Origin of the sequence: Streptomyces sp. NPDC001530, from assembly GCF_042894545.1 — a bacterium.
Classification (GTDB): Bacteria; Actinomycetota; Actinomycetes; order Streptomycetales; family Streptomycetaceae; genus Streptomyces.
Genome location: NZ_JBIAVS010000053.1, coordinates 1 through 24,678 on the forward strand (window position 1 = coordinate 1; position 24,678 = coordinate 24,678).

General features: G+C 69.0%; 29 protein-coding genes and 4 pseudogenes. 9 read left to right on the forward strand and 24 right to left on the reverse strand.

The annotated features are described in order from the left end of the window. Positions 1 to 502: 502 nt before the first annotated feature. Complete coding sequence (locus tag ACFY0T_RS49110) at positions 503 to 3,004, forward strand: Helicase associated domain protein (protein ID WP_388885455.1); 2,502 nt, start codon at positions 503 to 505, stop codon at positions 3,002 to 3,004. A 433-nt stretch (positions 3,005 to 3,437) separates the two neighbouring features. Here ACFY0T_RS49110 and ACFY0T_RS49115 read toward each other — a convergent pair whose 3' ends face one another. The 12 genes from ACFY0T_RS49115 to ACFY0T_RS49170 form a co-directional block, all read right to left on the reverse strand. Next, positions 3,438 to 4,091: a hypothetical protein gene (locus ACFY0T_RS49115; RefSeq protein ID WP_388885458.1), complete on the reverse strand. Its 654-nt coding sequence runs from the start codon at positions 4,089 to 4,091 to the stop codon at positions 3,438 to 3,440. Then, the gene (locus ACFY0T_RS49120) at positions 4,088 to 4,612 is read right to left on the reverse strand and encodes an RNA polymerase sigma factor (RefSeq protein ID WP_388885461.1); all 525 of its coding nucleotides are present in this window, start codon (positions 4,610 to 4,612) and stop codon (positions 4,088 to 4,090) included. The genes ACFY0T_RS49115 and ACFY0T_RS49120 overlap by 4 nt, the downstream gene beginning before the upstream one ends. Further along, positions 4,609 to 4,896 (reverse strand): hypothetical protein, encoded by a 288-nt coding sequence (locus ACFY0T_RS49125; protein WP_388885464.1) that lies wholly within the window; start codon positions 4,894 to 4,896, stop codon positions 4,609 to 4,611. The genes ACFY0T_RS49120 and ACFY0T_RS49125 overlap by 4 nt, the downstream gene beginning before the upstream one ends. A gap of 152 nt (positions 4,897 to 5,048) precedes the next feature. Continuing rightward, the gene (locus ACFY0T_RS49130; RefSeq protein ID WP_388885467.1) at positions 5,049 to 5,459 is read right to left on the reverse strand and encodes a hypothetical protein; all 411 of its coding nucleotides are present in this window, start codon (positions 5,457 to 5,459) and stop codon (positions 5,049 to 5,051) included. Next, on the reverse strand, positions 5,429 to 6,364 hold the full coding sequence (locus tag ACFY0T_RS49135; RefSeq protein WP_388885470.1) for a hypothetical protein: 936 nt from the start codon (positions 6,362 to 6,364) through the stop codon (positions 5,429 to 5,431). Before ACFY0T_RS49135 ends, ACFY0T_RS49130 begins: the two co-directional genes overlap by 31 nt. Further along, a complete protein-coding gene (locus ACFY0T_RS49140) occupies positions 6,348 to 7,172 on the reverse strand; it encodes an AAA family ATPase (protein WP_388885473.1) in 825 nt (274 codons plus the stop codon). Before ACFY0T_RS49140 ends, ACFY0T_RS49135 begins: the two co-directional genes overlap by 17 nt. Beyond that, positions 7,172 to 7,936, reverse strand: a complete 765-nt coding sequence (locus tag ACFY0T_RS49145) for an AAA family ATPase (protein ID WP_388885476.1) — start codon at positions 7,934 to 7,936, stop codon at positions 7,172 to 7,174. The genes ACFY0T_RS49140 and ACFY0T_RS49145 overlap by 1 nt, the downstream gene beginning before the upstream one ends. Next, the gene (locus ACFY0T_RS49150; RefSeq protein ID WP_388885535.1) at positions 7,933 to 8,625 is read right to left on the reverse strand and encodes a Mu transposase C-terminal domain-containing protein; all 693 of its coding nucleotides are present in this window, start codon (positions 8,623 to 8,625) and stop codon (positions 7,933 to 7,935) included. Before ACFY0T_RS49150 ends, ACFY0T_RS49145 begins: the two co-directional genes overlap by 4 nt. 13 nt (positions 8,626 to 8,638) lie before the next feature. Continuing rightward, complete coding sequence (locus ACFY0T_RS49155; RefSeq protein WP_388885537.1) at positions 8,639 to 8,743, reverse strand: hypothetical protein; 105 nt, start codon at positions 8,741 to 8,743, stop codon at positions 8,639 to 8,641. Positions 8,744 to 9,157: 414 nt separating this feature from the next. Beyond that, positions 9,158 to 9,706, reverse strand: coding sequence for a hypothetical protein (locus ACFY0T_RS49160; RefSeq protein WP_388885479.1), 549 nt, complete (start codon positions 9,704 to 9,706; stop codon positions 9,158 to 9,160). Between the two features lie 59 nt (positions 9,707 to 9,765). After that, the gene (locus ACFY0T_RS49165) at positions 9,766 to 10,530 is read right to left on the reverse strand and encodes an AAA family ATPase (RefSeq protein WP_388885482.1); all 765 of its coding nucleotides are present in this window, start codon (positions 10,528 to 10,530) and stop codon (positions 9,766 to 9,768) included. Between the two features lie 7 nt (positions 10,531 to 10,537). After that, the gene (locus tag ACFY0T_RS49170; RefSeq protein ID WP_388885485.1) at positions 10,538 to 10,816 is read right to left on the reverse strand and encodes a hypothetical protein; all 279 of its coding nucleotides are present in this window, start codon (positions 10,814 to 10,816) and stop codon (positions 10,538 to 10,540) included. Between the two features lie 627 nt (positions 10,817 to 11,443). Here ACFY0T_RS49170 and ACFY0T_RS49175 point away from each other — a divergent pair. Beyond that, a complete protein-coding gene (locus ACFY0T_RS49175; RefSeq protein ID WP_388885487.1) occupies positions 11,444 to 11,944 on the forward strand; it encodes a hypothetical protein in 501 nt (166 codons plus the stop codon). Positions 11,945 to 12,146: 202 nt separating this feature from the next. Here the strand turns inward: ACFY0T_RS49175 and ACFY0T_RS49180 are convergent, their stop codons facing one another. Together ACFY0T_RS49180 and ACFY0T_RS49185 are read right to left on the reverse strand one after the other, a co-directional pair. Beyond that, a complete protein-coding gene (locus ACFY0T_RS49180; RefSeq protein WP_388885490.1) occupies positions 12,147 to 12,524 on the reverse strand; it encodes a DUF4352 domain-containing protein in 378 nt (125 codons plus the stop codon). Positions 12,525 to 13,162: 638 nt separating this feature from the next. Then, positions 13,163 to 13,412: pseudogene (locus ACFY0T_RS49185) on the reverse strand (PadR family transcriptional regulator); the annotation flags it as partial. A 1,009-nt stretch (positions 13,413 to 14,421) separates the two neighbouring features. Here ACFY0T_RS49185 and ACFY0T_RS49190 point away from each other — a divergent pair. From ACFY0T_RS49190 to ACFY0T_RS49200, 3 genes and pseudogenes are all read left to right on the forward strand, one after another. Next, a pseudogene (locus ACFY0T_RS49190) lies at positions 14,422 to 15,090 on the forward strand (AAA family ATPase). 199 nt (positions 15,091 to 15,289) lie between these two features. Continuing rightward, entirely contained in the window at positions 15,290 to 15,574 is a 285-nt protein-coding gene (locus tag ACFY0T_RS49195) for a hypothetical protein (protein WP_388885493.1), read from the forward strand. A gap of 524 nt (positions 15,575 to 16,098) precedes the next feature. Next, positions 16,099 to 16,692, forward strand: coding sequence for a hypothetical protein (locus ACFY0T_RS49200; protein WP_388885496.1), 594 nt, complete (start codon positions 16,099 to 16,101; stop codon positions 16,690 to 16,692). A gap of 155 nt (positions 16,693 to 16,847) precedes the next feature. On the opposite strand, the gene ACFY0T_RS49205 is transcribed toward ACFY0T_RS49200, so the two are convergent. The 5 genes and pseudogenes from ACFY0T_RS49205 to ACFY0T_RS49225 all read right to left on the reverse strand — a co-directional run bounded on the left by ACFY0T_RS49205 (position 16,848) and on the right by ACFY0T_RS49225 (position 19,880). Beyond that, positions 16,848 to 18,083, reverse strand: a complete 1,236-nt coding sequence (locus tag ACFY0T_RS49205) for an LPXTG cell wall anchor domain-containing protein (RefSeq protein ID WP_388885499.1) — start codon at positions 18,081 to 18,083, stop codon at positions 16,848 to 16,850. 639 nt (positions 18,084 to 18,722) lie between these two features. Next, positions 18,723 to 18,908: pseudogene (locus ACFY0T_RS49210) on the reverse strand (aKG-HExxH-type peptide beta-hydroxylase); the annotation flags it as partial. Between the two features lie 61 nt (positions 18,909 to 18,969). Beyond that, positions 18,970 to 19,347 (reverse strand): toxin Doc, encoded by a 378-nt coding sequence (locus ACFY0T_RS49215; protein ID WP_388885502.1) that lies wholly within the window; start codon positions 19,345 to 19,347, stop codon positions 18,970 to 18,972. Further along, the gene (locus tag ACFY0T_RS49220; RefSeq protein ID WP_388885505.1) at positions 19,347 to 19,583 is read right to left on the reverse strand and encodes a hypothetical protein; all 237 of its coding nucleotides are present in this window, start codon (positions 19,581 to 19,583) and stop codon (positions 19,347 to 19,349) included. The genes ACFY0T_RS49215 and ACFY0T_RS49220 overlap by 1 nt, the downstream gene beginning before the upstream one ends. A 39-nt stretch (positions 19,584 to 19,622) precedes the next feature. Next, a complete protein-coding gene (locus ACFY0T_RS49225; RefSeq protein WP_388885507.1) occupies positions 19,623 to 19,880 on the reverse strand; it encodes a hypothetical protein in 258 nt (85 codons plus the stop codon). Between the two features lie 79 nt (positions 19,881 to 19,959). Between ACFY0T_RS49225 and ACFY0T_RS49230 the strand changes: the two genes are divergently transcribed. Further along, positions 19,960 to 20,091, forward strand: a complete 132-nt coding sequence (locus tag ACFY0T_RS49230) for a hypothetical protein (protein WP_388885510.1) — start codon at positions 19,960 to 19,962, stop codon at positions 20,089 to 20,091. 56 nt (positions 20,092 to 20,147) lie between these two features. Here ACFY0T_RS49230 and ACFY0T_RS49235 read toward each other — a convergent pair whose 3' ends face one another. Together ACFY0T_RS49235 and ACFY0T_RS49240 are read right to left on the reverse strand one after the other, a co-directional pair. Then, complete coding sequence (locus ACFY0T_RS49235) at positions 20,148 to 20,456, reverse strand: hypothetical protein (protein WP_388885513.1); 309 nt, start codon at positions 20,454 to 20,456, stop codon at positions 20,148 to 20,150. Next, positions 20,456 to 20,641 carry a hypothetical protein gene (locus ACFY0T_RS49240; RefSeq protein ID WP_388885516.1) on the reverse strand — a complete coding sequence of 62 codons (186 nt, stop codon included), beginning with the start codon at positions 20,639 to 20,641 and terminating at the stop codon, positions 20,456 to 20,458. Before ACFY0T_RS49240 ends, ACFY0T_RS49235 begins: the two co-directional genes overlap by 1 nt. A 225-nt stretch (positions 20,642 to 20,866) precedes the next feature. Here ACFY0T_RS49240 and ACFY0T_RS49245 point away from each other — a divergent pair, with 225 nt between their 5' ends. Beyond that, the gene (locus tag ACFY0T_RS49245) at positions 20,867 to 21,118 is read left to right on the forward strand and encodes a hypothetical protein (RefSeq protein ID WP_388885519.1); all 252 of its coding nucleotides are present in this window, start codon (positions 20,867 to 20,869) and stop codon (positions 21,116 to 21,118) included. 374 nt (positions 21,119 to 21,492) lie between these two features. Next, on the forward strand, positions 21,493 to 22,278 hold the full coding sequence (locus ACFY0T_RS49250) for an AAA family ATPase (protein WP_388885522.1): 786 nt from the start codon (positions 21,493 to 21,495) through the stop codon (positions 22,276 to 22,278). Here ACFY0T_RS49250 and ACFY0T_RS49255 read toward each other — a convergent pair. Beyond that, complete coding sequence (locus ACFY0T_RS49255) at positions 22,235 to 23,308, reverse strand: sugar ABC transporter substrate-binding protein (RefSeq protein WP_388885525.1); 1,074 nt, start codon at positions 23,306 to 23,308, stop codon at positions 22,235 to 22,237. The two genes, ACFY0T_RS49250 and ACFY0T_RS49255, sit on opposite strands and share 44 nt — an antisense overlap. A 36-nt stretch (positions 23,309 to 23,344) precedes the next feature. Next, positions 23,345 to 24,091 (reverse strand): SDR family NAD(P)-dependent oxidoreductase, encoded by a 747-nt coding sequence (locus tag ACFY0T_RS49260; protein WP_388885528.1) that lies wholly within the window; start codon positions 24,089 to 24,091, stop codon positions 23,345 to 23,347. Positions 24,092 to 24,181: 90 nt separating this feature from the next. Here ACFY0T_RS49260 and ACFY0T_RS49265 point away from each other — a divergent pair. Continuing rightward, positions 24,182 to 24,386, forward strand: a pseudogene (locus ACFY0T_RS49265) (winged helix-turn-helix transcriptional regulator); the annotation flags it as partial. Positions 24,387 to 24,395: 9 nt separating this feature from the next. Here ACFY0T_RS49265 and ACFY0T_RS49270 read toward each other — a convergent pair. Then, on the reverse strand, positions 24,396 to 24,563 hold the full coding sequence (locus tag ACFY0T_RS49270; RefSeq protein ID WP_388885532.1) for a transposase: 168 nt from the start codon (positions 24,561 to 24,563) through the stop codon (positions 24,396 to 24,398). Positions 24,564 to 24,678: the final 115 nt, after the last annotated feature.

Below are 24,678 nucleotides of genomic sequence, written 5' to 3' on the forward strand. Positions count from 1 at the left end.
CGCGCGGTCTGCTCCGCAGACACGACGCGCCGCCGCTACGCGGCGGTTGATTCCGCGCTCCGCGCGGAATGCGGCGGGGACTCCGTCACCGCCTACCGGACCGCTCCGCGGTCCGGCGGATCCAGCAGAGCTGGATCCTCTTCCTTTGTGTGCCTACTCCGTAGGCACACAAAGGAAGTTGACGCACGCTCCGCGCGCGTCAATCGGCTGGCTGGAAAGGTGGGGCTGGCCCCCTTCGTTCTGATGGGCTTTCAGGCACGATCCGCCCGGGTGCGCATCCGTCAAACGGTTGCCCCCCATCCCTCATAATCCTTGTGCGTCATCTTACGACGCCGGATAGATTCTGGGATAATGGAGGGGTACCGCTCCGACTCGTCGGAGGTCACCTGACGCGCTGGTGCGGCACGGTGGGTGCCCAAGAATTTCGCCCATCAGAGCCAAATACAGCTTATGAATCGTCTTTGACGGTCCCTCAAATAGCTATGAGAAATAGGGGTTGCATATGCCGGGCGCGCCATTGTGGCCACATCAAGTGGAAGCAGTCGACGGGGTTATGAGGGCGCTTCAAGTGCCTGATGGTGGACGGATGCCGTACGAGGGACTGCGGGCGCAGGTCATCGCCGCCACTGGCTCGGGCAAGACCCGCATCGCGGTGGAAGCGGCCCGCCGGCTCTCTGCACGGCGGGTGCTGGTCCTGGTGCCGACTCTGGATCTGCTCACCCAGATGGCCAGTGCCTGGCGCCTGGGCGGCCGGCGGGGCGCGATGGTCGGCGTGTGCTCGCTGCGGGCTGAAGACAGCGACGGGATCCCCTGCACCACCGACCCAGACGAACTCCTCGCCTGGACGCAGGACTTGGACGTGGTGACGGTCTTTGCCACTTACGCCGCAGTTGGGCTCGGCATTCTGCAGCGGGCGCATGCGGCTGGTCTTGCGGTGTGGGATCTGATGGTCGTGGACGAGGCGCACCGCACCAGCGGGGATGCGGGCAAGCCGTGGGCGGCCGTGCACGACCAGGCGCGGATGCCGGCGGTGCGCAGGTTGTACATGACTGCCACGGCCCGTGTCTGGGAGGCCGAGGGTGCGGTGCCGCGGCTGGTGGCGAGCATGGATGGGGGCAGTGCGGTGTTCGGTCCGGTGGCGTACAAGTTGAGGCTGTCCGAGGCCATCCGCCGGGGTCTGGTCGCCCCGTACCAGGTGGTGTGTCTCGACATCCGCGACCCTGGCCTGTACGCGGCTCTCGCCGTGGAGTCGGCTGCCTCGGATGCGGTGCGCGGGGCGCGGCTTGCGGCGTTGCAGACGGGGCTTTTGACGGCGGCCGCGCAGGAGAAGCTGCGGCGCGTCCTGACGTTCCACAGTCACGTCCGTGAGGCCGAAGCCATGGCCGCGGGCATTCCGGGCGTGGCGGCGCAACTGCGGGAGGAGGACCCGCGCGGGTTCCCGCCTGTGGAGCGGGTGTGGGGGCAGTGGCTGTACGGCGAGCACCCGCCCGCCCACCGGCGGTACGTGCTGGACGAGTTCGCCTCCGACGTCATTCGCGTCGGAGGCGGGGAGGGCCGGGATGTCCCTGCTGCAATACGGGTCTTGAGTTCCGTGAAAGTCCTCGGAGAAGGCGTCGATACCCCGCACTGCGACGCGGTCGCTTTCTGCGACGCGCGCGGCTCCATGATCGACATCGTGCAAATGGTCGGACGCGCCCTGCGAATGCAGCCCGGCGAAGGGAAAATTGCGTCACTTGTTGTTCCCGTATTTCTCGGCCCGGATGAAGATACGGGCGAAATGCTGACCTCGGACGCCTACGGGACCCTCGCGAAGATCCTCGGGGCGCTGCGGGCACACGACACCGACACGATCGAGGCACTCGCCGACCCCCGTATCCGCAGCAGCCGCCCCGGGCGCGCCGAGGACGAGCTGGGCGACGGAGAAGGAGAGTTCGAGGGCGTCCGTGAGGGCGAGGGTGGTACGGCGGCCGGTGCGGTGAGCGCGACAGCCGCGGGGCTGCTGCGGTTCAGCGAGGAGCGCGACCCCGCGCTCCTCGCGCAGTTCGTGAAACTGCGGGTGATCGACCCGGAGAACACCTACTGGCGGCGCGGCATCGAAGCCGCCACCCGCTACCTGAAGGAGACCGGCGGCACGGGGCTGCGGGTGCTCTACGGCTACAAAGCGCCGGACGACTGGCCCGGCGTGGGCGGGTTCCCGCTCGGGGTGTGGCTGGCCGACCAGCGCCGCTACTACAACGCCGGGCAGCTCGAAGCCGGGCGTGCGGCGCAGCTGGACGCTTTGGGCATGGTGTGGTCACACCATGACGTCGCCTTCGACGAAGGCCTCGCCGTGGCGCGGGCGTGGGCGGCCGCACACGGACACTTCCTCCCACCAGCCACCGCGGTCTGGGAAGACTTCCCCATCGGAGTATGGGCAAAGAACCAGCGCGCAGCCGCCCGACGCGCCCTGCACAACGAGGAACTGCGGGCAGCCGGACAGGTAGTGCCCTCCAGCGCTGGAGCGCTGCCTCAGAGCCGCCTGGAAGCCCTGGAGGAGATCGATCCAGGCTGGTGCCCGCTCGGATGGGACATCGCCTGGCAACGCTGCTTCCGCCTCGCACGCAACCACCTCGAAGCCGGCGGCAAACTTCCTGCCGAAGCGGGCGAACTCATCGTCCAAGGCGAAGACCTCGGAGTATGGACAAGCGCCCAGCGCCTGAGCTGGGACAAACTGCTACCCGCCCAGCAATGGCTCCTCGACAACACCCTCGAACTCACACCCGCTGGTATCGAGGGACAGGCCGCCAGGCGCACCCAAGACGACAAATGGGCGGCCAACCTCACTGCAGCCCGCCAGTACCACGCACGCGAAGGCCACCTGCGCGTGCCGCGCAAGCACGTCGAACGCCTCGACGACGGAACAGAGGTGAAGTTGGGGACCTGGCTCGACAACACACGCCGCCGCGCCACCAAACTCCCTCCCCAACGGCGCTACGAACTCAACCAGTTGGGGATGAGGTGGTAGCTCATCACACTGCGGGCGGTGGTCACGGCTTTGCCGAGGGTGGTCGCTGTCGTGCTCTTGATGTGGCCTGTGGATCCCAACGTGGTCCGTAAGGCGACTTACGGAGCTAATAGCAGTGGCGGGGGGGGCCCCCCGGGGGGGGGGGCCCCCCCACAACAGAGAGTGGGGAAGAACCAACAATAGAAGAAAGGAGACGGGGTGGATATCTAACAAAACGAGTGGGGGGGGGGTGGGGGGGGGTGTTGTTTTTTTGGGGGCGTGTCACCCCCCGGTGGCCCTTTCGCCCCATTTAGGAAAAAATAAGAGGGGGCCCCCCCCCCCCCGGGGGGCCCCCCGCCACTTCAACGAGTCGTCTGGCCTTCCAGCATGAAGGCCTTACGGAGGGCGGTCTATAGAGACTCTCCCGTCTGTGGGCGCGAAGCGGGGTGTCGCGTCAGCATCGTGGTCCGTCGGTCGTGTGGTCTAGGTGGGTCAGGAAGTCTTCGATCTCGCGCACCAGGGTTTGTGTTCCTTCAGCCAGCTCGGATCTGGCTTGCCCCGAAGAGGAGTCAACTCTGTTTGCGGCTACGCGAGTATCGTTGGATCGGCATGCGAAGCTGCTCCCGAATGACGTGAATGCCTCGACACTATGCGCTACCCGTTCTTGCTTTTTCCGGCATGCCGATAGTTCCTCTTCTCGTTCAGCATCGAGGATTTCAAGGTAGCCTTGTGCGTCCTCGTCGCCCTTGGATGCTGCTTTTTCCCACCACTGTCGTGCCTCAGCATCTCTGTCCAGGAACTCTAGGATTTCTGCTACACGACGTGTTTCTTGCGGCGTTGCGGAATCGTCGATTTCCCTCTTTAGGAGGGTATGAAGTTCCCGCAATGCTTCGGATCGGGAGTTTCCGTCTATGACGTATTCCGGGCAGGGGGCGGAGGCCGGGGGCCAGCCCGTGGGCTGGCCCCCCTCCGCCTGGTCAGAGTCCTCGCCGATCCGAGGATCCTCGGATACTGCCTGCTCACAGCCTTCGAGCAGCAGCCGCAGGACGAGGAGCCGGATGGTGCCACGCTCCTCGGGCTGCAGGGGCCAAGTAGACAGGTACATCATGCGGTTACCTCCTCGTTCGACTCGTTGATGGAACTCTTCAGGTTGTTGACGGCGACTTTGATGTAGCGCTTCACCGACTCCTCCTTAATGCGGAGGCGCTGTGCAACCACTGCAGGGCTGAGGTCTTGCAGAACGCACAGGGTGATGACCTCGCGCTGCCGTTCGGGAAGTTTTGCTATCAGTTCATCGATGCCCTCTTTAATCATCTCGTATGCGGCGTCGGGGATGCCGATGCCTGATTCAGCCTCGGGCAGTTCCTGAACCGGTACCGTGACCATCCGCTTGTTCTTGCGAAACTGGTCAATGACCGCCCTCTTCACTGCCGTGCGGCCGTAGGCGGTGAGAGAACCCTGCTCGTCCGAGAGTTTTTCCCACCGCCGGTACATCTTCAGGTAGACGTCCTGCACAGCGTCCTGGGCGCTGTGCAAGTCGCCTGCCTGGGCCTGGGCCAGTCGGGAGAATGCCTCGATGGTCTCGAGGACGAAGGACTCGAAGTCCACTCCCGGTGCGGCCTCGCTCACGCAGCCTCCCGCGTGGCGATGGCCCGGTGGGTCGCCGGATCGGCTGCGTCCTTGCGGAACAGCCAGGCCGGCTGCCCCTCCTCGAAGCGGGCGGCGGCCCCGCCGTCGGGCAGGGACTGCGCCATCGCGACCATGGTGGCGCGGTGCTCGCGCTCCGCGCGGGCCGCAAGATGCGCCGTGAGGAGCATCTCCACGATGCCCCGGGCGCGGCGCATCGCGTAGTACAGCAGGAACAGCACGGGAAGTGACGCTCCGCCCGCTCCCACCCAGTTCGACCAAGTCATCGACCAGGCCTTCCAGTAGTGACGAACTCGTTGATGAGGACCCAAGGGCCTTCATCCCCTTACACGCCGCAGGGGGCCGGATCCGGATGCCGAGCAGCAAGATTTTTTCCCAACTGCCCCTGCTCTCACGGTCGTCGCACCGTTTCCCCAGGTCACAGGATTGGAAGGGTGGTGACGGCCAGCCGCCGGTAACGGGCTTGGTGGTGCCAATCGGGGCCGGCGTGCTGATGGTGGAGTGCCGGGATGTGCATCGCCCCGTCGCGGACCAGGTCGGGTAGCTGGTGGCCGAACGACGCGGTGAACAGGAGGAAATGGTCCTGGGCTTGTTCCAGGCGGCGGAAGGCAAGGGCGGTGCGCAGGATCGGGCGTGCGCGTGGAGGGATGGCGTAGCCGACGCCGGGCGGCGGTGTGGGCGTGCCGTAGGCGGGGTGCCAGACGTCGGGGACGGTCAGGCGGGTGCAGCGCTCGTCGACCGCCATGACCGTGGTGGTGCGCAGGGCCTCGGGGTCGGTGCCGGTGACCAGCAAGGCGGTCAGCGCGGCGAGGCGCACGGGGTGGGCCACGCCCCGGCTGATGCGGTGAGCCACGTATGGGTGAAGGGGCAAGTGGTGATGCCCGGTCCCGTCGTGGCTTCGAGATCACTGGGCAGGTCGAGCAGGAGGCCGTGGTACAGGAGGGCGGTCTGGGCGCCACGCAGCCGGGCCAGGGTGTGCCTGAGGCTCGGGCTGGTTGTGGTCAGTCGGGAGAGGAAGAACTCCAGGTCCTGCTGCGGCGGTGGGCCGGGGTTGCGGCGCAGCCAGGTGGTGGCCGCGTACACGCCTGCGCGGTACTGCGCATCGGCGCAGGCGGAGTCCTTCCGGGGTCGGCGGTGGCGCTGTTCGGCGCGGAGGCGGGTGAGCGGGACGTGCGGCAGGGGCGTGGGGACATCCTCGGTGGGGGTGGGCCGGTGTGGGGCAGGTGGGCCGAGGAAGTCCAGGGCTGTGTGGGTGCGTGTGATCTGTTGCAGTCTGTGGTCGAGGCGGTGGCGGCCGAGCAGGGTGTGCAGTCGTGCGCTAGTGGCAGGTGTGCCGGTCGGGGTGATCAGGACCAGGTGGATGCCGGTGCGGGCGCGGAGTTCGGCAAGGCGGCGGGTGCGGGCCTCGGTGAGCAGGTGGGCGCGCAGAACGACGATCTGGTGGATGTCCATGACAGTGATCCAGCAGGCGGCGGCCCGCCAGGCGGACGCAGCGGTGATGGCCGCGGAGGCGGTGGGCTGGTAGTCGGTGCGTCCCAGCGCGCGCAGGATGTCCCTGGCCAGGTGGGCGGTAGTTCGGGGGGTGTGCGGGGTGATGCCGACGGTGACGTGGCCGGCCAGCGGGTCGGAACGGGCCTGGGCCGCACGGAAGATGGTGGCGTCGTCGTCCACGGTGATCAGGGTGACGGGCGGCGGGCCGGGCGCGTGCCCGTGGTCTTCATTCGTGATCGTCATGAGCGAGGTGGGCGGCGACGAGATCTTCCACGGTCGTCTCCGGTGCTGGGATGCGGCGCCGTAGGCGCAGGGCGTGGTGGGTGGCCTGCGCCCAGCGGCGGAGGTTGCCGTGGCAGAAACGGGCGTCCAGACGCTCGAGGACAGCGGGGCGGCTGTCGCACCACAGGGGATGGAAGCGGGGGATGGCCCTGCAGACCTGGTCGGGGGTGAGCGAAACGGCCTGGAGCCATACGGCGCTGCGGGAGGCCAGAAGCTGCTGACGGCGCAGCAGGCGGATGCCGCCCGTGCCGACGATGAGCACGATGGCCATCTGGGTGTCGGGGTCGTCGAGGAGGTAGCAGAGGTACTCGATGCAACCAGTCGTCAGCCGATGAGCCTCGTCCACCACCAGGACGTGCTCGCAGGCGGCGAGCCGGGCCCGCAGGAGCGCGTCCTGGATTCCCGGGTCTGAGCCAGCGGCGTGGCTGATGTCCAGGGCGGACAGCAGTTCGGCCCGCAGGGCGGTCGGGGTGGGGGCGGGGTGCGGGCTGAGGCTGCAGATGCGCGGACCGTGAAAGGGGCGGCAGGCGAGCGTGGTTGCGAGGGCGTAGGTCTTGCCGCAGCCGGCGTCGCCGTACAGGCACATGACGGCCTGCTCGGCCAGGGTCTGTTCCAGGGCGTGGGCGACGGCATCGAGGGTGGGCGTGGGGATGGTCGTGGCGTGCGGGAGAGAGAGGTAATGCTGCGGGCCGGGGCGGGTCCGGGATGTGGCCGCGGCATGGTGTGGCCGGACCGAGTTCGTGTGCGGGACAGCGGCGGGCGGGGGCATCAGGCTTCTCCCAGGCGGTGGAAGGCCCAGCGGAGTACATCGGTCTCGACGTGCTGTCTGCGCAGGCGTTTGAGGCCCGTGAGAACCTGCGCGGTCAGCCAGGCCCAGCTCCGGAAGTTGCCGTGCGCGGCGTGGGTGTCGGCGAACGTGATGTCCTCCGGCGTCGCGGTCTCCCACACCGGGTGGAACAGCGGGATGACCTGCAGCACCTCCGCGGGGGTGAGACGGGAGAACTTCTGCCAGATGAAGATGCGGGAAGCGAGCATCGGCTCCTTGCGCAGCACGGTGCGGCAGCCCTGGCCACCGACAAAGACGATCGCCAACTGGGTGCCGTAGTCGTCCCACAGGAAGCGGAAGTACTCGAAGGCATCGGAGTTGAGCCACTGGGCCTCGTCCACGATCAGAGTCCGCGGACGGGCGGACAAGGCGTCGATGAGCAGGCGGTCGAACTCCGAGGGATGTGCCGGAGGGCCGCCGGCCAGGCCGAGTGCGGTGAAGATCGCGTGGCGCACCGCACGAGCGGTGGGGCGAGAGCGAAACGCGATCCGCCGAACCTCCTCGCCAGGTTCCAGCTCACGCAGGCAGGTGTTGACCGCCAAGGTCTTGCCGAAGCCGGCATCGCCATAGACGCACATCATGGCGCGGGCGTCGATGGCGTCGGTGAGGTTCTCCCGGGCGGCCAGCAGCGCACGGGTGGTGACGATGTGCGCGCCCGGCAACGGCACATACTGATCACCGGCTGCGGGTGGCAAAGTGCCGGTCATCGCTCCTCCTCGGCTGGTTGATCGTCGTCTGTAGCGGCAGCCGGTGTGCCAGAAGGAAGGGGCGCCGGGTCGGGGCCATGCGGGGCGCACAAGGCCGCCGGGGTACGCCAGTGGCTCGGCGGTGGTGCGGGCGGGATGAGGTCAGGCAGGGCCAGGTTGGCCGGATCGGCCTGGTGGTGGGCGAGGAATTGGTCGGCCTCGGCAGCGGTGATGGCGTCCAGACGGCGGGGTGTGGTGGGCGACGTGGCGGGAGCGAAGCGTGTGCGGCGCAGTTGCTCGGCGGCTTTGGCCTCGGCGCGCAGGCGGCGGGCGCGCTGAGCGCGGGCGCGGCGCAGAGCGTCGAGTTGTTCGGGCGTGGCCTGGTCGGCCAGATACGCGGTGCCCAGGTGATGTCCGTGTGGGTCGCAGACTTCGATCTCGTGGGTGTGGTGGGGCATGAAGCGCACCGTGACCTCGCGGCCGGCCTGGCCGGTCATCCAGTCCGCGATGTAGTCGCGGTTTTTGAACCGCACGCCGTGGGTGGTGATGGTGCGGGGGCGGCCGTCGTCATCGAGCGTGAAGGACCACAGATCTGCCGACGGGATGTCGGTGAGCGGAGTCGGATCGGCCTGCCAGGCCTCAAGCGGGGTGCGTCCGTCCAGGGCGGCCGGATGATGTTCGGTGTTCCACCAGGCCGCCCAGGCCAGCATCTCGGCGGTGAAGTCACGGAAGGACAGCACGGGTGCTGTGGGGTGACGGTCGGGGCGGCGCTGGGGCTGTTTGGGGGTGTAGCCGGGCAGCGTGGCGAACAGCATGCGCGCCGCGCAGCGGTTGAGGTTTTCCACCGTGCCCTTCAAGTGGGGGCTGTAGGGCGGCAAGTCATCGACGGTCGTCCCCAGGGCGCCCAAGGCCGTGGTGACCGTGCGGGAGAGGAAGTCCTTGCCCCGGTCGATCCGCACCCTCTCGGGCCGGCCGCCGAAGGGACCGTACGGCTCGCTGCGCAGGACTGCGCAGCGCAGTGCGGCCAGGATCGAAGCGCGTGACGGATAGCCCGGGGTTACGGCGAGGCCGGTGATGGCCTTGGTCGCGCAGTCGACGAACCATGTGATGTACGGGCGCACCAGCTCACCATCAGCCTCCACCCGCAGCGGGGCCTGGACGTGGTCGGCTTCCCACACATGGTTGCGCCACGCTCGTGGGCGCTTGCCGAACACGTCCAGCGCGCGGGCAGCTTCAGGACCTTTACGGAACCCGGCCCGCTCCCCCGCTGTGAGATCCCGGCGGACAGCGCGCAAGAACGTCGACAGCGACGGCACCGGATCCAGCACCGGCACAGCCGGTGGCGGGGCCGCCGCCCGGGATCGCCGTCGTGGCGGTAGGCAGGACCCAGGCCGGTTCGGGGGTGCCGGATTCTGCTTCTGCCAGGGGGACGGCCCGGGCCCGGGCGACGAGCTCGCGGTGAACGGCGGAAGCGTTGCCGCGCCAGTAGGCCAGCAGCACCCGGATCTGCGCAGTGATCTCAAACCGGGCGCTGCTGCGGGCCCCGGGACACGCGGCGGCGTCGGGAGACGCGGTGGCCTTGGCCAGCCACCGCCACACCGTACGGTCCGACACCGCCAAACACTGGGCGACCGTGTGCACGTGGCCGCGGGTGAGCCTGCCCTCGGCCTGCAACGCCAGCAGATGCCGCACGGCGGGAGCGCGCAGAGCAGTCAGCGACACCGCATCCAGGGCAGCAGGAATGGGCGTGGGGTGCTGTGTGGTGCTGGAAGTCAGGCCGTTCGCGTCCATCGATGTTCCCTTGAGTGGGGCCGTCCGCCCTGGCACAGCGGTCCAGGCGGAGGTGCGGGTCAGGGGGTGGGGCCCAGGCGGGTGCTCGCGAAGGCCAGCAGCTTGTGATCCACGCTGGTGCCGGGGCGGCGGTCAAGAGCCGCGTACACGTGAGAGGTGACCTTCGCCCAGGCTCGGAAGTTCCCCCGCGCACACGTGGCGTCTGCGTGCAGAAGGTCCTCGTCGAGGGCGGTGTCCCACAGGCCGTGAAACAGACGCAGCACGCCCGGCACCTGGGATGGCTCCAGGCGCGGGGTGTGCTGCCAGGTCAGCACCCTCGAGGCCAGAGCGGGAGCCCGCTTGAGGCTGCGCTCCGCCCCGGCCCCGCACAGCACCAACGCGGCTTGGGTACTCGGCGCGTCAACAAGCAGCCGCAGGTAATCCAGCTCCGGGGCAGCGATCCGCTGCACATCATCGATCACCAGCACACCCGGCGACGTCAGGGCATCGATCAACGCGCAATCGGCCGCATCCGCCCGGTTCGACAGCGACGGGGCAGGCAAGCCAAACGCTGTCAGCAGCGCCGCGCGCAGCTGCGGCAACCCCGGTTTGACCGCCACCTGAGCGCACCGGACAGGAAGACGGCGAGGCAGCAGGCTCAGAGCTTGGTGAAGCGCGACCGTCTTGCCCTGGCCCGGATCTCCGTAGAGACACAACACGCCCCGCGCTGCGACCGTCTGTGCAAGCGCCTCGGTCACCTGGCCCAGCTGTCGGGTCGACACCACACACGCACCCGGCACGTACAACCGCACCCCACCCACGCCCGGTACCGGCCCTGGGAGCACAGCGCCTTCACCATCCGCCGCCGCCCAACTGGCCAGCCGCAGACGCCTGAACGGCCAGACCCGTCTCGTCGACGGTGCCCGGCAGAGCGAGCTCGGCCAACGCGCGGTCGTAACGATCCGGGTCCTGGCGGGCATAGGCGGGCCGGGAGACCTCCAGAACACGGCCCGAGCCCTGCTCCTCGTGCACCGCGCGGTACAGCGTCGCCAACGACGGCAGCCCCGACAGGCCCTCCCCCACGCCCACCGCATCGGGCTGGTCACACATCCACCGGTACAGCGCAGCCACGTTCCCACCCAGACTCGACAGCTGCGCCCACAACTCATCAGTGAACGCGAAGGAAGGGCGCCGCGAAGCAGGCTCCATACGGCCCGATGTCCTGGCCACAGCCAGCCACCGCCACACCGTCCGCACCGACACACCCGCAGCCTCGGCCCCAATGCGCACATGCACCGTCTCCAAGCTGCCTGCCTCATCCAACGCAAGGAGACGACGCACGACCACCTGCCGGGCCAGCGCCCGATCCCGCGATGGAGAAACACGCGGATCGGCAGCCCTATCCGGCGGCACCGACTCATGCAAAGAAGCAGATCGTGAGGTCGACAGCTGAAGGGCCATACCCCAAGCCCACACCTACCGCCCGGGCCACGAGCACAGGAACGGGCAACCCCATGACAGCCAGACAGGGCATGTGCTAGCCGAACGCGCAGATCACGACAGCCAGTTGGTCACCCCGTGACAGCCAAGATCCACTAACAATGACCAGCCCACCAGCCCACATCCACGCCCACCGGCGCTGACACCCAACCCGCCGACACCACCCCACCCACTCACAGTCCTGATCACAGCGATCTCCTGCGACCATGTGCCGGTGCCAACTCAGGGGAGCCAAGCGACGATTGAGAGGAATCGATCATGCCCGCATTCGGGAGAAGAATCAGGCGCGCCGTGTCGGTCATCGGATCGGCAGTGGTGCTCGCCATGCCGCTGACCCTGGCAATGCCGGGGACGGCCACCGCCGCTGAGACCGCAGCGACCAGCCTCGACCGGTTCGCGAACTACGAGTACAAGGAGTGCATCGAGGAGAACTCCTATTACAACTTGTGGTCCCAGGACTGCGGCATCGGCTATTCGGATCTGTACTGGCGGTGGACCGGCACCACCAACACGTCCTCGACACTCCAGAACTACACATGGGGCCACTGCCTCGACAGCAACTCGGCCGGGGACGTCTACGCCAACGGGTGCAACGGTGGGAACAACCAGCTGTGGCAGGTCATCCAACCCGCGGCCGGAAGTGCAGTCATGCTCCGGAACACGGCGACCCGCCTCTGCCTCTACCAGACCGCTGGCGGCCTCTACCGGACGACGGTGTGTGACCGCAATGCGCGCACTCAGCGGTGGACCATCGGCTGAGCTGGGCGGTGGCCTGAAGGCGCGGGTAAGGTCCGGGCGGGTCCGTGCCGAACGCGGTCGGTGCGGACCCGCTGCGCGCTCTGGCTCCACTGGCCGGCAGCATCGTCTGCCCGGGGCCGCGCGCGGCCCGCCGTCGCGCGCGCGAGAGCAGAGTGACGCCCCGATCCCCTCGCCCGCTGCCCGCGCTCCCGCCCCACCTCCCCTAGCTCGGCAGCAGCACGGTGAACGACGGTCTCCCCGGGGCGTCGAAGTAGGTCACCGTCCCGCCCCTGCGGACGACGTCGAGGACGACACTGCCCGTCACGGACTGGCCCGGCGCGTACTGCGTGTCGATGTCCCCTCCGTCGACGGACTCCCGCGTCGTGCAGTCCCGCTCGCCGGCCCCGTCCTGGCACCTCATCGCGCCGTACGGGCTGAAACGCCCGGTCTCGTTCCCGACGTTCTTGATCGTGAGTGTGAGGACGACGTACTGCCCGCGCTTCGACTCGTGCGCTGGGCCGAGCTCCGCGGCCGACAGATACTTGGCCGACTGCACCCTGACGCGCATCTTCGTCGACACCGACTCGTCAGACCTGTCCACGGCCGTAAACGGGCCGACCGTTCCGACCATCAGCAACGGGGCAAGCGCCGGCGAGGACGGCTCCTCCGACGGCTCCGAGACAGGCTCCACAACCGCCTGCGCAGACACCGACGGCTTCGCAGCCCCCTCATCCGAGGGACTCTCTCCCGAACACCCCACCGCGAGAGCGGACAGGACCACAGCCGGCACAACGGCACGGCGAACACAAGCGCGCACAGCGCATCCCCCATGAACAGCGGCCCTCCCTGGCCGCAGGAGCCGTAAGAGTAGGCCACGCACCGCGTGCACCTGCGGAGTGTGAAACCCCCTTCCCCGTGCGAGCAGCAGCGGCCGTGTCCTGGGCGTACCGGGCAGACAGGACCGACGGGCCGTCTTCGGGCCACTGTCAGGCGCCCTTACGAAGGGTACGAATCAGGGTGCGCAGTGGCCGCCTGGGCCGTGTCGACGACCGTGATCACGTTGGGCACCGGCCACGGTTTAAAAGTCCTGCGATTCCCGTGCGCCGGGCCGACCTGCATCCACACCTCGGTCGGTGAAGTACACGCACAGGCACGCAACATATCGCGTCTCTTCAGAGACGCGATGTATCGCATACTCGGAGAGTCAAACCGAGCTGGTCCCGAGCAGAGCAACACGCTGTCGCCTCGGCGACCACCGGCGCCGCCGCGTACGAACTCGCTGACCTCCAGCTCCAGGTCAGCGTTCTCGTCGTCACAGGAGGCGAGTTCGGCGCGCCCCGTATCGGTGATCGAGACCACCTTGCGGCCGCCGTCGGCAGAGTGCGTGACCAGCCCCTCCTGCTCCAACTTGCCAAGCCGCGAGTGGACGGCGCCGGCGGACTGTGGCGTACAGGCCCTGGAAGCGCTCCTCCAGGAGGCGGATCGCCTCATCAGGAGCGCCAGCCCGGTCGCCAGTCACCGCGATCTCAAACTCCGGGTTCAGATCGACGAACCCCAGCAGACAGGCGAAGCCACTCGACGGTGACCTCCTCCTCGCCGCACCGGTTCTCCAGCTCCTCGATGGTTGGGCCACGGCGCACTCCGGAACACGATCAAGGAGCATGCAGCAGCCCCTCGCCGGGCACCTGACAGAGCGGCACTGCGCAGGGAAGCCACTGCGTCGCCCCTGCTCGTAGAGAAGAAGTGCAGGGACACCCAGCCAGCCCCGATGCACATCTGCGACCCGGCGCGCTGCGCGAGTACGCCATGGATGGGGCCGCCGCGGAGTAGAGCGACGTCATTCCGCCCCTGGGAGCGGCTCCTTCGTCGCCCCCAACTGGGTACTGACCTGAAACACATGTGTGGCAACTACACGGCATCGCCCTTCCCCGCAGCAGACGCACCACCCGACCGCCGCTCGCCCCACACGCCTGGCCGGAGGGCCTCGGCCTCCTGCACAACCGGCGGCAAGGGGCGAGCAAGCTGACCGCCGTACTCACTGCGCCGTGCACGCGACCACCCCGGCCACCCCTGAGCCCTGTGAGCCCTCCATGCCGCAACTCTGCCGGTCCGGCGACGTCCTGCCTGTCCCACGGTCGTGTCCGCCGGATACGGCGCCGCGAGCCGGCCGGACCCGACGAGATCTGCGCCGACTTCCACCGCGGCCTGCACCGGACCATGAAGCGGCCGACAGACCAAACGAACTGCCCGACGTCGACTGGCGACTCGGGGCAGAAGCGGAAACCGTCCGGAGCGCCCCCGAGACCTACTGGCCCAAGGGCATCGCCCTGCTCTACGACGATCCCACCGCCCGCCGACCGGGGCTGACGAACTGCTGGAGACACCGTCAGCTAGCGGCCCGCTTGCCACCTATCCCCTTATCCGCCCACCGCCCGACGCTCTACGGTCGGAGGCCAGCCAGCTCACCTGCCGCAGCCGCCCGAGCAACAAGGAGCCCGATGCGCCGGAAAAGAATCCCAGGACCAACGCGGACCACACCCCCAGCGCAGATGCCGCCGGCGCACCGCCCATCCGCCCAGCAGCTGGAGACGCACCAGCACATGGTCGAGCTGCACCAGCCCGGCGCCGAGGAGCTGGACATCGTCAACACCGCCCTCGGCCTGCGCTTCTGGCTACCGGTCACCGGCAAGCCCGGGCGCGGGCAAGAGCACACTCGCGCATTCCGTAGCGTGCGAACTGGGCCTGAGCAACGTGCTGCGCTGGCCGATCGTCAGCCGGTCCACGCTGCAGGACGGGCTGTACCACTACGACGCGATCGCCCGCCTTCAGGATGTGCAGATCGCGGCCCAGGGCACCGACCGGGCCACTCCCGGGGCCCCCGGCTCCGTCGAGGGCATCGGCAGCTACATCCGCCTCGGCGCCTCAGCACCGCGCTGCTGCCCTCCAACACCCCGCGCGTGCTGCTCATCGACGAACTGGACAAGAGCCACATCGACCTGCCCAACGACCTGCTCAACGTGCTGGAGGAGGGCGAGTTCGCCATCCCCGAGCTCGAACGCGTCGCCGACCAGCTGTTGAACGCCACCTACCTCACCAACGCGGCCGCCCCGCCCGGCCGCGACCGTCTCGCGGACCTGCTCATCCAGCGACTCGACCGCCCGAGGTGACCCGCTGATGCCCAACGCCGCGGCGCGCCACGGGGGCCCGCAGTGGTGCCACACCAACGCTCCCCAGCGTGCGACGGCCGCCCGCCGAGCACCTCCTCACCCGCACTCCGCCATGAACGACCTGCCGCTCCCCCGGTTCCTAGGCCGCACGGGGAGCGGCAGGCCCACCAGGAAGTCCGCCCTACCAGGAGAGCTCCCGATGCCCGACCAGGATCCCACCCCAGCCACCCACACGCCCAGCACCACCGGCGACACCGGCGACACCGAGAGCAGGATCGTGTCCTTCCGATGGCCCGGCAAACCGACCCTCTCGACCGGCGCCTGCTTCACCTACGCCTTCACCCTCGGCGGCATGCTCGCCACCGGTCGAATCAGCGACCCAACACAAGCCTGGCAACTCGTCGTCCTCGCCGTCACATCCATGGCATGCGGCGCGACCCTCGCCAGCACACAACGCACCCACCGCCACTCAGCTGACAGCTGAGACCTCCGTCGCACGGGACGGTACGGCGGCCGTCAGGCCGCCGTCACCCGGCAACGCGGGAGGGGCTTTTTCCTCCCGGCCGCCGGGGGGCCACCACGGGGCCGTCCGCGCCCCTCGCGGCAGGCGCCGGTGTGTCCCACCAAGTGGTGTAGGCGACCGGCCTACCGCCCGTGGGTGTGAGCGCCGAGCGTTAGGTTCTGCTCGCGAGGGCCGCCATCGCGGCGGAACACCATGCAGGGAGGGCGGCTTGATGAACCGGAGACGTACGGAGAACGGGCTGCGCAGACCGGTACCCGCACACACAGCAACCGGCGGGCCGGTCAGTGCTGCGGGGTGCGCAACAGTGAATCGGGCAGATAGGCGGACCGAATGCCCAGCGGCCATCCGTGTGCCAGGCAGGCGAGCGCGGCCAGAGCAACGGTTCTGACCGGCAGCGGGCTTCGCGGGGCCGGGTCGGCGCCGACGCTCGCGCCCGGGCCGCTGCGCGAGAGACCCTCGACGCGGAATCGCACCGAGGAGCCGAGTTGATCACGGAGTACCAGCAGAAGCTGCGCGAGCGCTACCTCGCCGCCCCCCTCATGCCGGCCCCAAAGCCGTGGCAGCCGGTGCTCGACAGCACCACTCCCATCGGCGGCCTGCTCGGCATCGGCTTCGCCGTCCACCCCGACAGCGGACATGACCTCGCCATGGTCGTGTCCCATGACGGCCACGGGCTCTTCGACGCAGTCACCGGCGAGAAGATCGCCCGCAATCGAGATCCCGACCCCGCCACCAGCACCCCCGACGCCCACCCAGACCTCACCTGCCCCGGCCTCGGGCCCATCGAAGGCACCCAGGTCCGCATCGCCGGCCTCTTCGGCGGCGGCCTCCACAGCACCACCCCGGACGGCTGGACCCTGGACGTCGTCAGCCCCCAATGGCCCCACGACCGCGTCATCCTCTCCACCGACGGCGGCGCCCACAAAGGCCCGGCGGGAGACACGTGGTGGCACATCTTCAACTCGCAGTACACACAACTGCGCACCGCCGGATTCTCACCCACCGGCCACACCCTCGCCATCGCCACCAGCAGCGACCTCACCCTCTGGACCCGCCACACACCCCACCACAACCACTGAGCGACACCCCGGCGCCAAGGAGAAGGAAGGACAGACGAACCGGGCAGACCTCACCGGAATACTCGACGAACAGACCACAGCCCGCGCAACAGGCCCTCGTTCGAGACCGGACCGGCCGGGCACCTCTGGCTGCCGGCCTCAGGGACAGGGAGTCCTCAGGAGGACTTGGCACTCGCGCGACGGCGGCGTACGGCCAGGACCAGGCCACCGCCGAGGGCGGCCGTGGCGGCCGCGGCGCCGGCGATGAGCGGGGTGCCGTCGGAGCCGGTGCTCGCCAGGTTGCCGTCGACGGAACCGGTGGGGGAGCCACCCGTCGAGGTGCCGGGCGACGTGGAGCCGGTGCTGCCCGTGCTGCCGGAGCCGCCGGTGGACTGGCCTTCGGGGGCGTTGCCGTCGCCGCCCGTGGTGGAGCCGCCGCCGGAGGAGGCGCCGCCGGAGGTGGCGGGTCCGGGCTCGTTGTCGGTGGGGATGGCGATGCGGATCTGGGCCTTGTCGTTGGCGGGGTTCTTGTCGAAGGCCGGGTGGATGTCGTAGACGGAGGTCGCCTTCACCTCGCCGGTGGTGGTCTGTGCGTCGTCCTCGATGTCCAGCATGAAGGTGAAGGAGAGGGACTCGCCGACGTCGATGGTGTGGTCGGCGGGCCAGCAGACATACGTGGACTTGCCCGGCGTCCCCCCGGGCCCGGACGGGCCGTCGATCCCGAACGGCGCGCACTCTTCGGGGACTTCGGCGGCGACCGTGTCCTTCGGTATCTGCACCATGAGCGCCGTCTGGTCGTCGCTCTCCTGGTTCTGGATCCAGCCGGGGCCGTCGTTGCGGAGCTTCACCGTGACGGACTGCCCGTCGCCCGCGAGGGCTTCGGTGTCGTCACCGACGGCGACGAGGTCGGCCGAGCTGTCGGCGGTCAGGGTCAGCCGTCGGTGACTGTCGCTGAACCCCTCGCCCGGAGCCTCACCGGTGGCCGAGGTGCCGTACTGGACGGCCTCCATCAGCGCGTTGGGCAGTGCCTTGAACCGCACGGGCGTTTCGACGGAGGCGCCGGGCTCGATGACGGTGTCGAGCTCGCACAGAGCCTGCCTGACCTGGTCCTCGATGGTCGAGTAGGTGCAGCCCTGCACTGCCTCGGGGAAGTCGAGCCCTCGGGTCAGCCGGATCCGGAAGGTGACGCCGTCCGCGGCCGCGGTGCCCTTGTTGGTGATGACGACGGACTCGTCGTACACCTCGCCGGGCTTGGGAGACGCACTCGGCAGACTCGAGATCACCAGGGAGGGCTCGCCCTCCTCGGCATACGCCGAGGAGGCGGCGACCGCGGGAACGGCCCCAACGATCGCGGCAGCGGCCACGAAGGCCGCCGACATGCGGAGGTGCGAGGGGCGGATGCGCTGGCGCACGGATGGGTCTCCTCGTCGAAACAGGAAGCACGGCGACCGGAGGTTTGCCATCCGGTCATGTCCTGGACACCTGGAAGGTGTCGAGGGTTGTGCCGCTGTGTGAGGAGAGGGAAAGGAGAGATTGGGGGCAAAGGGAAGAGATGGAGGCCGTGGCGGGAATCGAACCCACGTAACTCGCTTTGCAGGTTTGTCCACGCTGGTCAGGGCATGATCCGGCGCCCGGGCCGCCGCCAGCAGCCAGGCGGCTGGCCTCACCACCCGCAGCCAACTGCAGGGCAGCCACCCGGAGCAAGACACAAATGCCTTCACCGCCGCGCTCACCACCGTGCAGAAGCACGACCCCCGCAGCGCCGCCCGACGGCGTCCAACCCCCACCACACGCGATCCGGCCCCTCGACCGCGGAGTCAAGAATCTCGACCCATCGTGAAAATGCCGGCCCCCGGGCCGAGTCGGGCCCGCTGTCCGGGCGGCCAGTCCCACGCGGCGCAGAGATACCCCCGCGGCTCCGGCCGGGGGCGTCCTCTCAAGACGCACCTTTCCACAGCACGTCGTCGAAAGCCTTGACCGCAACAGCGGATCTGCACCGGGGTAGCGCGCCGTTGGCCGCCGCCGTTCAGCCCGCCCCGGGCGGTCGCGGCCGCCCAGGCCGGGTGGGTGGTGCCGAGCGCGGTGCGCTGGAAGAACTCCGCCAGCGCGAGGTGGGAGTACGTGCCCTGCAGCAGGCCGTCGTACGGGCGCGGGTCGGGTCGCCAGGGCGCGAAGTAACATGCCTGCGGACCGGCGTGGTGGAGCGTCAGCGTGTCGCTGAGTGCTGCCAGTCGAGAGGCTCAGCGCACTCACCCGCCGCCCGCACGAGCACCGCGAGCGCGCCGTCGGCCGCCGGGTTCAGACCTTCCAGGCGCGCAGCTGGTCGGCGACCGCAGGCACGCCGAGGCGAGTGTCGCGGATTTTGCGTACGAGGTCGGACAGGGCGCCGTAGGGCGGGTCGATGCCCTCGCCGGACTGGTCCATGTACTGGGCGGCGACGAACGCCGCATACAAGCTATTACGGTGCGGGAGCGGTTCCAGGCGCACGATGGTGTGCATGAGCGCGGCCGCGCGCCAGGCGGCATCGGGGTCGGCCGCGGCGAGTGTCGGGAGCTTGGTCTTGTGGCGGGCGACGGCCGCCACAAGCGCGGAGTAGTCCGAGACCGACATGTCCTCGTCGGCAAGAGCTGCCTCCTGGACGTCGAGCAACCAGGAGACGTCGATGGAGAGGTGCATCAGGCAGCCGCGGCCCCGTTGCGCTCGGAGGGCGGTACCTCGTCGGGGAACGCGTCGTCGAACTCACCCCGCAGCCGGTCAGCCCATACGGAAGCGCCGGCAACGAACTGTCGGCGCTGCATCTCGCGGACTCCAAGGTCGTGCAGGTACTGCTTGAGGCTCTTGCCCTCGGCCGCGGCGGCCGCGCGCACGCCCTCGAGCTCCTCATCGGTGAAGGACACATTCAGTGATGGCATACACCGATGGTACCTAGTTGGTGCCTGGGGTGTGAGGTCTCATGCCAGGTCGCGGGAAAGGTGCTTGCGGACCTCCTCGACGTCGCCGGCGGGGCGAACCGTGCGCAGCAGCGCGGTGCTCGACCTCCCAGAGGGAGATCTCACGGCCGTCGGGTCGTGCTCGTAGAGGGAGAAGCACGGGACCGCGCACTGGGACTTCCCGCGGCGTAGGCGGACGACCAGATCGCGCAGGCCTACGCGAACTTCGGCGCCACCGCGGTCCCCGGCGGTAAGGATGCCCAGGACGTCGTCGAGCACTTCGACGGATACACCCAGGGCAAAGGGCGCTTCAGCATCCGAACGTCCGGCAGCACCAGCCGAACGTGGCCCTGGCCGAATGCTTCGGATCGGCTTCCGCTGGGACGGCGAGGACGAGCCACAGCGTCCGGTCTTCGCGGTCGGCCCGTACCCGATCGATCTGATCGTGGCGGCCACCGTGGCACGGCACGGGACACCGCGCGGCTTCTGACTGACCGAAGGCCAGCTCGGTCGCGGGATGCATAACTGCCCCCGGGCGGGCTCGGGTTACAGGTCGAGGACCGCGCGGAGTGCGTTGTCGACGAGCGTCTGCTGCTCAGGCCCGATGTTGCCGAGCAGGGTGGCGGTCTCGAAGCGGGACGCGGAGAGCTGGAGGAGGTTGACGGCGACGACCGAGGCGTCGACCGGGACGGTCAGGCGCACACTCATCGCCGTGTCAGGGTGCACAGCCGGGGCGTGCAGCACCAGAGCGACCACGGCACCGTACGCGTCGGCGAGTCCGTCGAGGCTGACGACGAGCACCGTGCGGTTGCCCTTGCCGGTGTCGACGTCCCAAACGTCGCCCTTCCGGATCATCACAGGGCGTCGCCCTCGCCGCCGAGGTCGAGGGGCTCAATCGGAGCGAGCTGACGAGCGGCGTCGATCGTCATCTGACGGCGCAGGGCCTTGACGATGTAGTCGTTCAGCGAGGGGGCACTGGCTGCGGCGTCGCGCAGCGCCTTGTCCATGGCGTCGGGAATCCGCAAGGTGATGGCACTCATGCCACCAAATGTAGTGGCATCACTGCCATCACCACATCCCCTGTTCCGCAGCACCGCACCCGCGAGGGCCGCGTCAGCCTCGACATGGACGGCATCCGCTGCACGACCACGCCGGCATGCTGCGGCTCACACCCACCAGGAGCGCATGGCGTGACGCGATCTACCCCGCGCGCGATCAGCGATTTAACTTGGTCCGGACACGTCACGCCAACCGAGGGGGGGACCTTGGCGACACCCGCGAAAACCCTGATCGAAACAGCGAAGAAGAAGCAAGACCAAGCAGACCGCAAGAAGCCGACACACCCCGACGACATCGCCCAAGCCCAAGCTGCCGCCAACCTGGCACTCGCCCAAAGCAACGTCGAACTCGCAGACGCCATCAAAGCCCTCACCGAGGCGGCCGCCAAGAACAGCGGCGCCATCAAGGACGCCATCGCCAGCCTGACCACCAAGCTCGCCGACCTCGCCAAACGCTGAGAATCTCCAACGAGGCCCCGGCCATCCGGCCGGGGCGTTCACACGTCCCGGGACGGCACCCACGCCGCGCACGCCGAGGAGGTGATGAAGCCGCTGCCCCGACCAGGCGGGCCGGGGTGCGCTGACCTCAGCACAACTCCCAAACCATGCAGTCGTACAACGGCGCCTCATCCCAGGGGTGGGACACACCGACCTTCCGGTATCCCCACGCGGCGTAAGCGGCCGGGCCGATCCGCCGCCGGTGGGCCGCCTTCGTACGCGTCCTTCCGCCGACCGGTAGCCCGGCGCTGCACCTCCTCGGCCGCCTCGTTCCGGCAGGCGTGGTGCGGGGTGTGATCCCGGATGCCGTGACCGCCATCATCAGGAGGTTTCCGGTGCAGCACGGCCCTGTGTTCCCGTCCGGTGACGACACCCCTGGAGGCCGCCGGTACGCCGGTGCAGGACCCGTCCCGACAGCCGGGGCAACGCTGCCGGGACGAAGCCGCGAACTGCTGCGGATCCAGGAACTGCTTGCGACCGGTGAGCCCGCGTTCGTCGTGGTGACCGGTGAGCCGGGCATCGGCAAGTCCCGTCTGCTGTCCCGCGTTCCCGCCTTGGCACCCGCCGGTGTGCCGGTGCTGTCGGGGCGGGCGCACGAGCGGGAGAGCACGATGCCCTGGGCGCTGGTCTCGGACGCGCTGGACGGCGTGGAGGACATCGCCGGCGGTGGGGGGCCGGGGGCTTCGGCTCGGTCATCGGGGTCGAGCGGCACCGGACGCTCCGCCGGATCCGCTCGAGGCGGGAGACCACAGGCTCCTCAGGGGGTCCTCTTGCTGGATGACGTGCACTGGGCCGACGCCGCGTCCGTCGAGTTCGTCGACTACGTGGTTCGGCATCCGGTGCCGGGCAGCCTGCTCACCGCGCTCGCCGCGCGCACGGACCGGCTGCCCGCGCTCGTGGAGCGGTTCCTGGGCTGTGCGGCCGTGCCGGTGGCGCGCCTGCCGCTGGGGCCGGTCGATCCGGCGTACCGGCACAACGTGGCCTGGCAGGCCGGGTACCGGCACCCGCGGCACAACGGCGGGCAGCAGTTGGTCGCGGCGTTACAGGAGGCGTTCGCCGAGCGCACGCCGTGCGAGGTCAGCCGAGGTTGTTGCCCCAGAGGGACGTGTCGTCGCTCTTGAGACTGGGAACCCCGCCGTAGGTCCCGCCGTCCGCGGTCACCAGCGGTGCGGACAGCTGGTCCTCCAGCACACCGTCTCGGACTTGGACGATCGTGCTGTCGTGGTCGGTCTTGCCGGGCTTGAACGTCTTGCCCTCGATCGCCGCCTTCAGGTAGTAGAGGGCGTACTTGGCGTAGAGGTCAGCGGGCTGGGAGACCGTGGCGTCGATCTTGCCCTCGGCGATGTCCTTGAGCTCCCTGGGGATGCCGTCGTTGGAGACCACGAACACATGCTTCTTGTCATCCGGGCCGACCAGCAGACCCTGCTGCTTGAGCACCTGCAGGGTGCCGGAGAGCGCGAAGCTGGCCTGCATGTAGACGCCCTTGATATCAGGGTCGGCGGTGAGATCCGTCTGCAGCTTCTGCGCCGCGACCGCCCCGTCCCAGTTGGTCGCCTCCCCGAAGACCTTGATCTTGGGATAGTTCTCCTTCATGCACTCGTTGAACCCCTCGGTGCGGTCCCGGCCATTGATCGAGGCAAGATCGCCCTGGAGCATGACGACCTTGCCCTCGCCGCCGAGCTTGGTGCCGAGGAACCGGCAGGCTTTCTCTCCGTACGCGCGGTTGTCGGCGCGCACCACCATGTAGAGGTCGCCGGTGTCGGGACGGGTATCCAGGGTGACCACGGGGATCTTCTGCGCGGCCAGCTGCTGGAGGGTGGGCGCGATCACGGCGGTGTCCTGCGGGGCCATCGCGACGCCCTTCACCCCGTGGATGATGAAGGTCTGTGCGTTGGCGGCGAGTTTGGCGACGTCGTTCTGCGAGTGGGTGGTCTTCAGCTCCAGGCCGAGCTCCTTGGCGAACCGCGGGGTGTACTTGATGTACGCGTTCCAGAAGTCGGTGTCGGAGCGGGGGTAGTCGACGCCCACCACCGGGGCGCCGTCCGCGTCGACCCCCGAGTCGGCACCGGAGCCGCCGCAGGCGCTGAGCGCGGTGACGGCGAGAGCGGTGACGGCGCCGAGGCCGGGATATCGGAGGCATCGGGTCTTCACGGCTGGTTCTCCTTGCGGACGGTTTCGTGCGGGAGGTCAGGCGCGGGGCCGGATCCGTAGTCCGTGCATGCCGCCATCGACGGCGAGATCAGTACCTGTGGTGGAACCGGAGAACGGGCTCGCAAGGTACGCGATGGCGCCGACGACGACGTCGGTGGTGACAAGTTGGCCCATCGGCTGGCGGGCGCCCAGTGCTGCGCGTCGGCCTCGAGGTCGGCGGCGCGGTCCAGCAGACGGCCGATCCACGGCGTGTCGGCGGTGCCGGGGTTGACACCAGTTCACTCGGATCCCGGAGTGCACGAGGTCGGCGGCGGTCGCGCGGGTGAGGGAGAGGACCGCGCACTTCGTCGATGAGTACAGGGCCCGGTCGGGCAGCCCTGCGGTCGCGGCGATGGAGCAGGTGTTGACGATCGCCGCGCTCCGGGAGCGGCGCAGATGAGGCAGGGCGGCCCGGGACACTCGCACGATGCCGAAGACGTTGACCTCGAAGACCCGGCGCCATTCGTCGTCGGTGTTGCCCTCGATGGAGCCCTGGGCGCCGATACCGGCGTTGTCGACCAGGATGTCGATGCCGCCGAGCCGCTGTGCAGCCTCCTCGACCGCCGCCCGTACGGCCACGTCGGCCGGTATGCCAGCCAGCGGTGCGGGCACGTCGTCGGGCTTGAGGTCGAGGCAGGCAACACGGGCCCCGCGGGCGGCGAGCAGCCGCGCCGTGGCCAGTCCGATACCTGATGCGCCACCGGTCACTACTGCCGTCAGCCCGGCATACTCCGACGCGCCCATGCTGTTGCCTCCGTGTTCCACACTAGGCCGTCGGGGCGGCGACGAGCGGTCAACGATGCCGGGTGGAGTTCGGCGCTGAGCTGGGACGGTGACGCCCTGCCCGGCATCAGCCCGCACACGACCAGTCGGCTGCGCCAGTTCGAGGCCCACGGCATCGTCACCCGCACGACGTACGCGGAGATCCCTCCGCGCGTCGAGTACCGGCTCACCCCTCTCGGCGAGGCGCGAGGTCCTGGAGGCCATGGGCACCTGGGCCATGGAGGTTCCGGACCACGAACCCGACGCCACTGCCTGACCCGCAGCCTCACCCGGCGGCGCGTACGCGCTCACGCCGAGCGCGCCAGCCTCTGGCGCAGTCGGCCGCCGCGCTGGCCTGCTCCTTCGCGACATGGGCGATCGGGCGGCCGGCGCTGCGGACCTCGCGGACCGCGCGCTCGCGAAGCTCGTCCGGGTATTTACGGGGTGCTGCCATGGTGCTGGTGGTTCTCCTTCGCCACGCCAGCACCGCAAGCACCGGGGGAAGGGACGCAACAGCTTCGCCTGGAGCGACTACCGCGACCTGATCGTGCGCGCCCACATCCAACTGG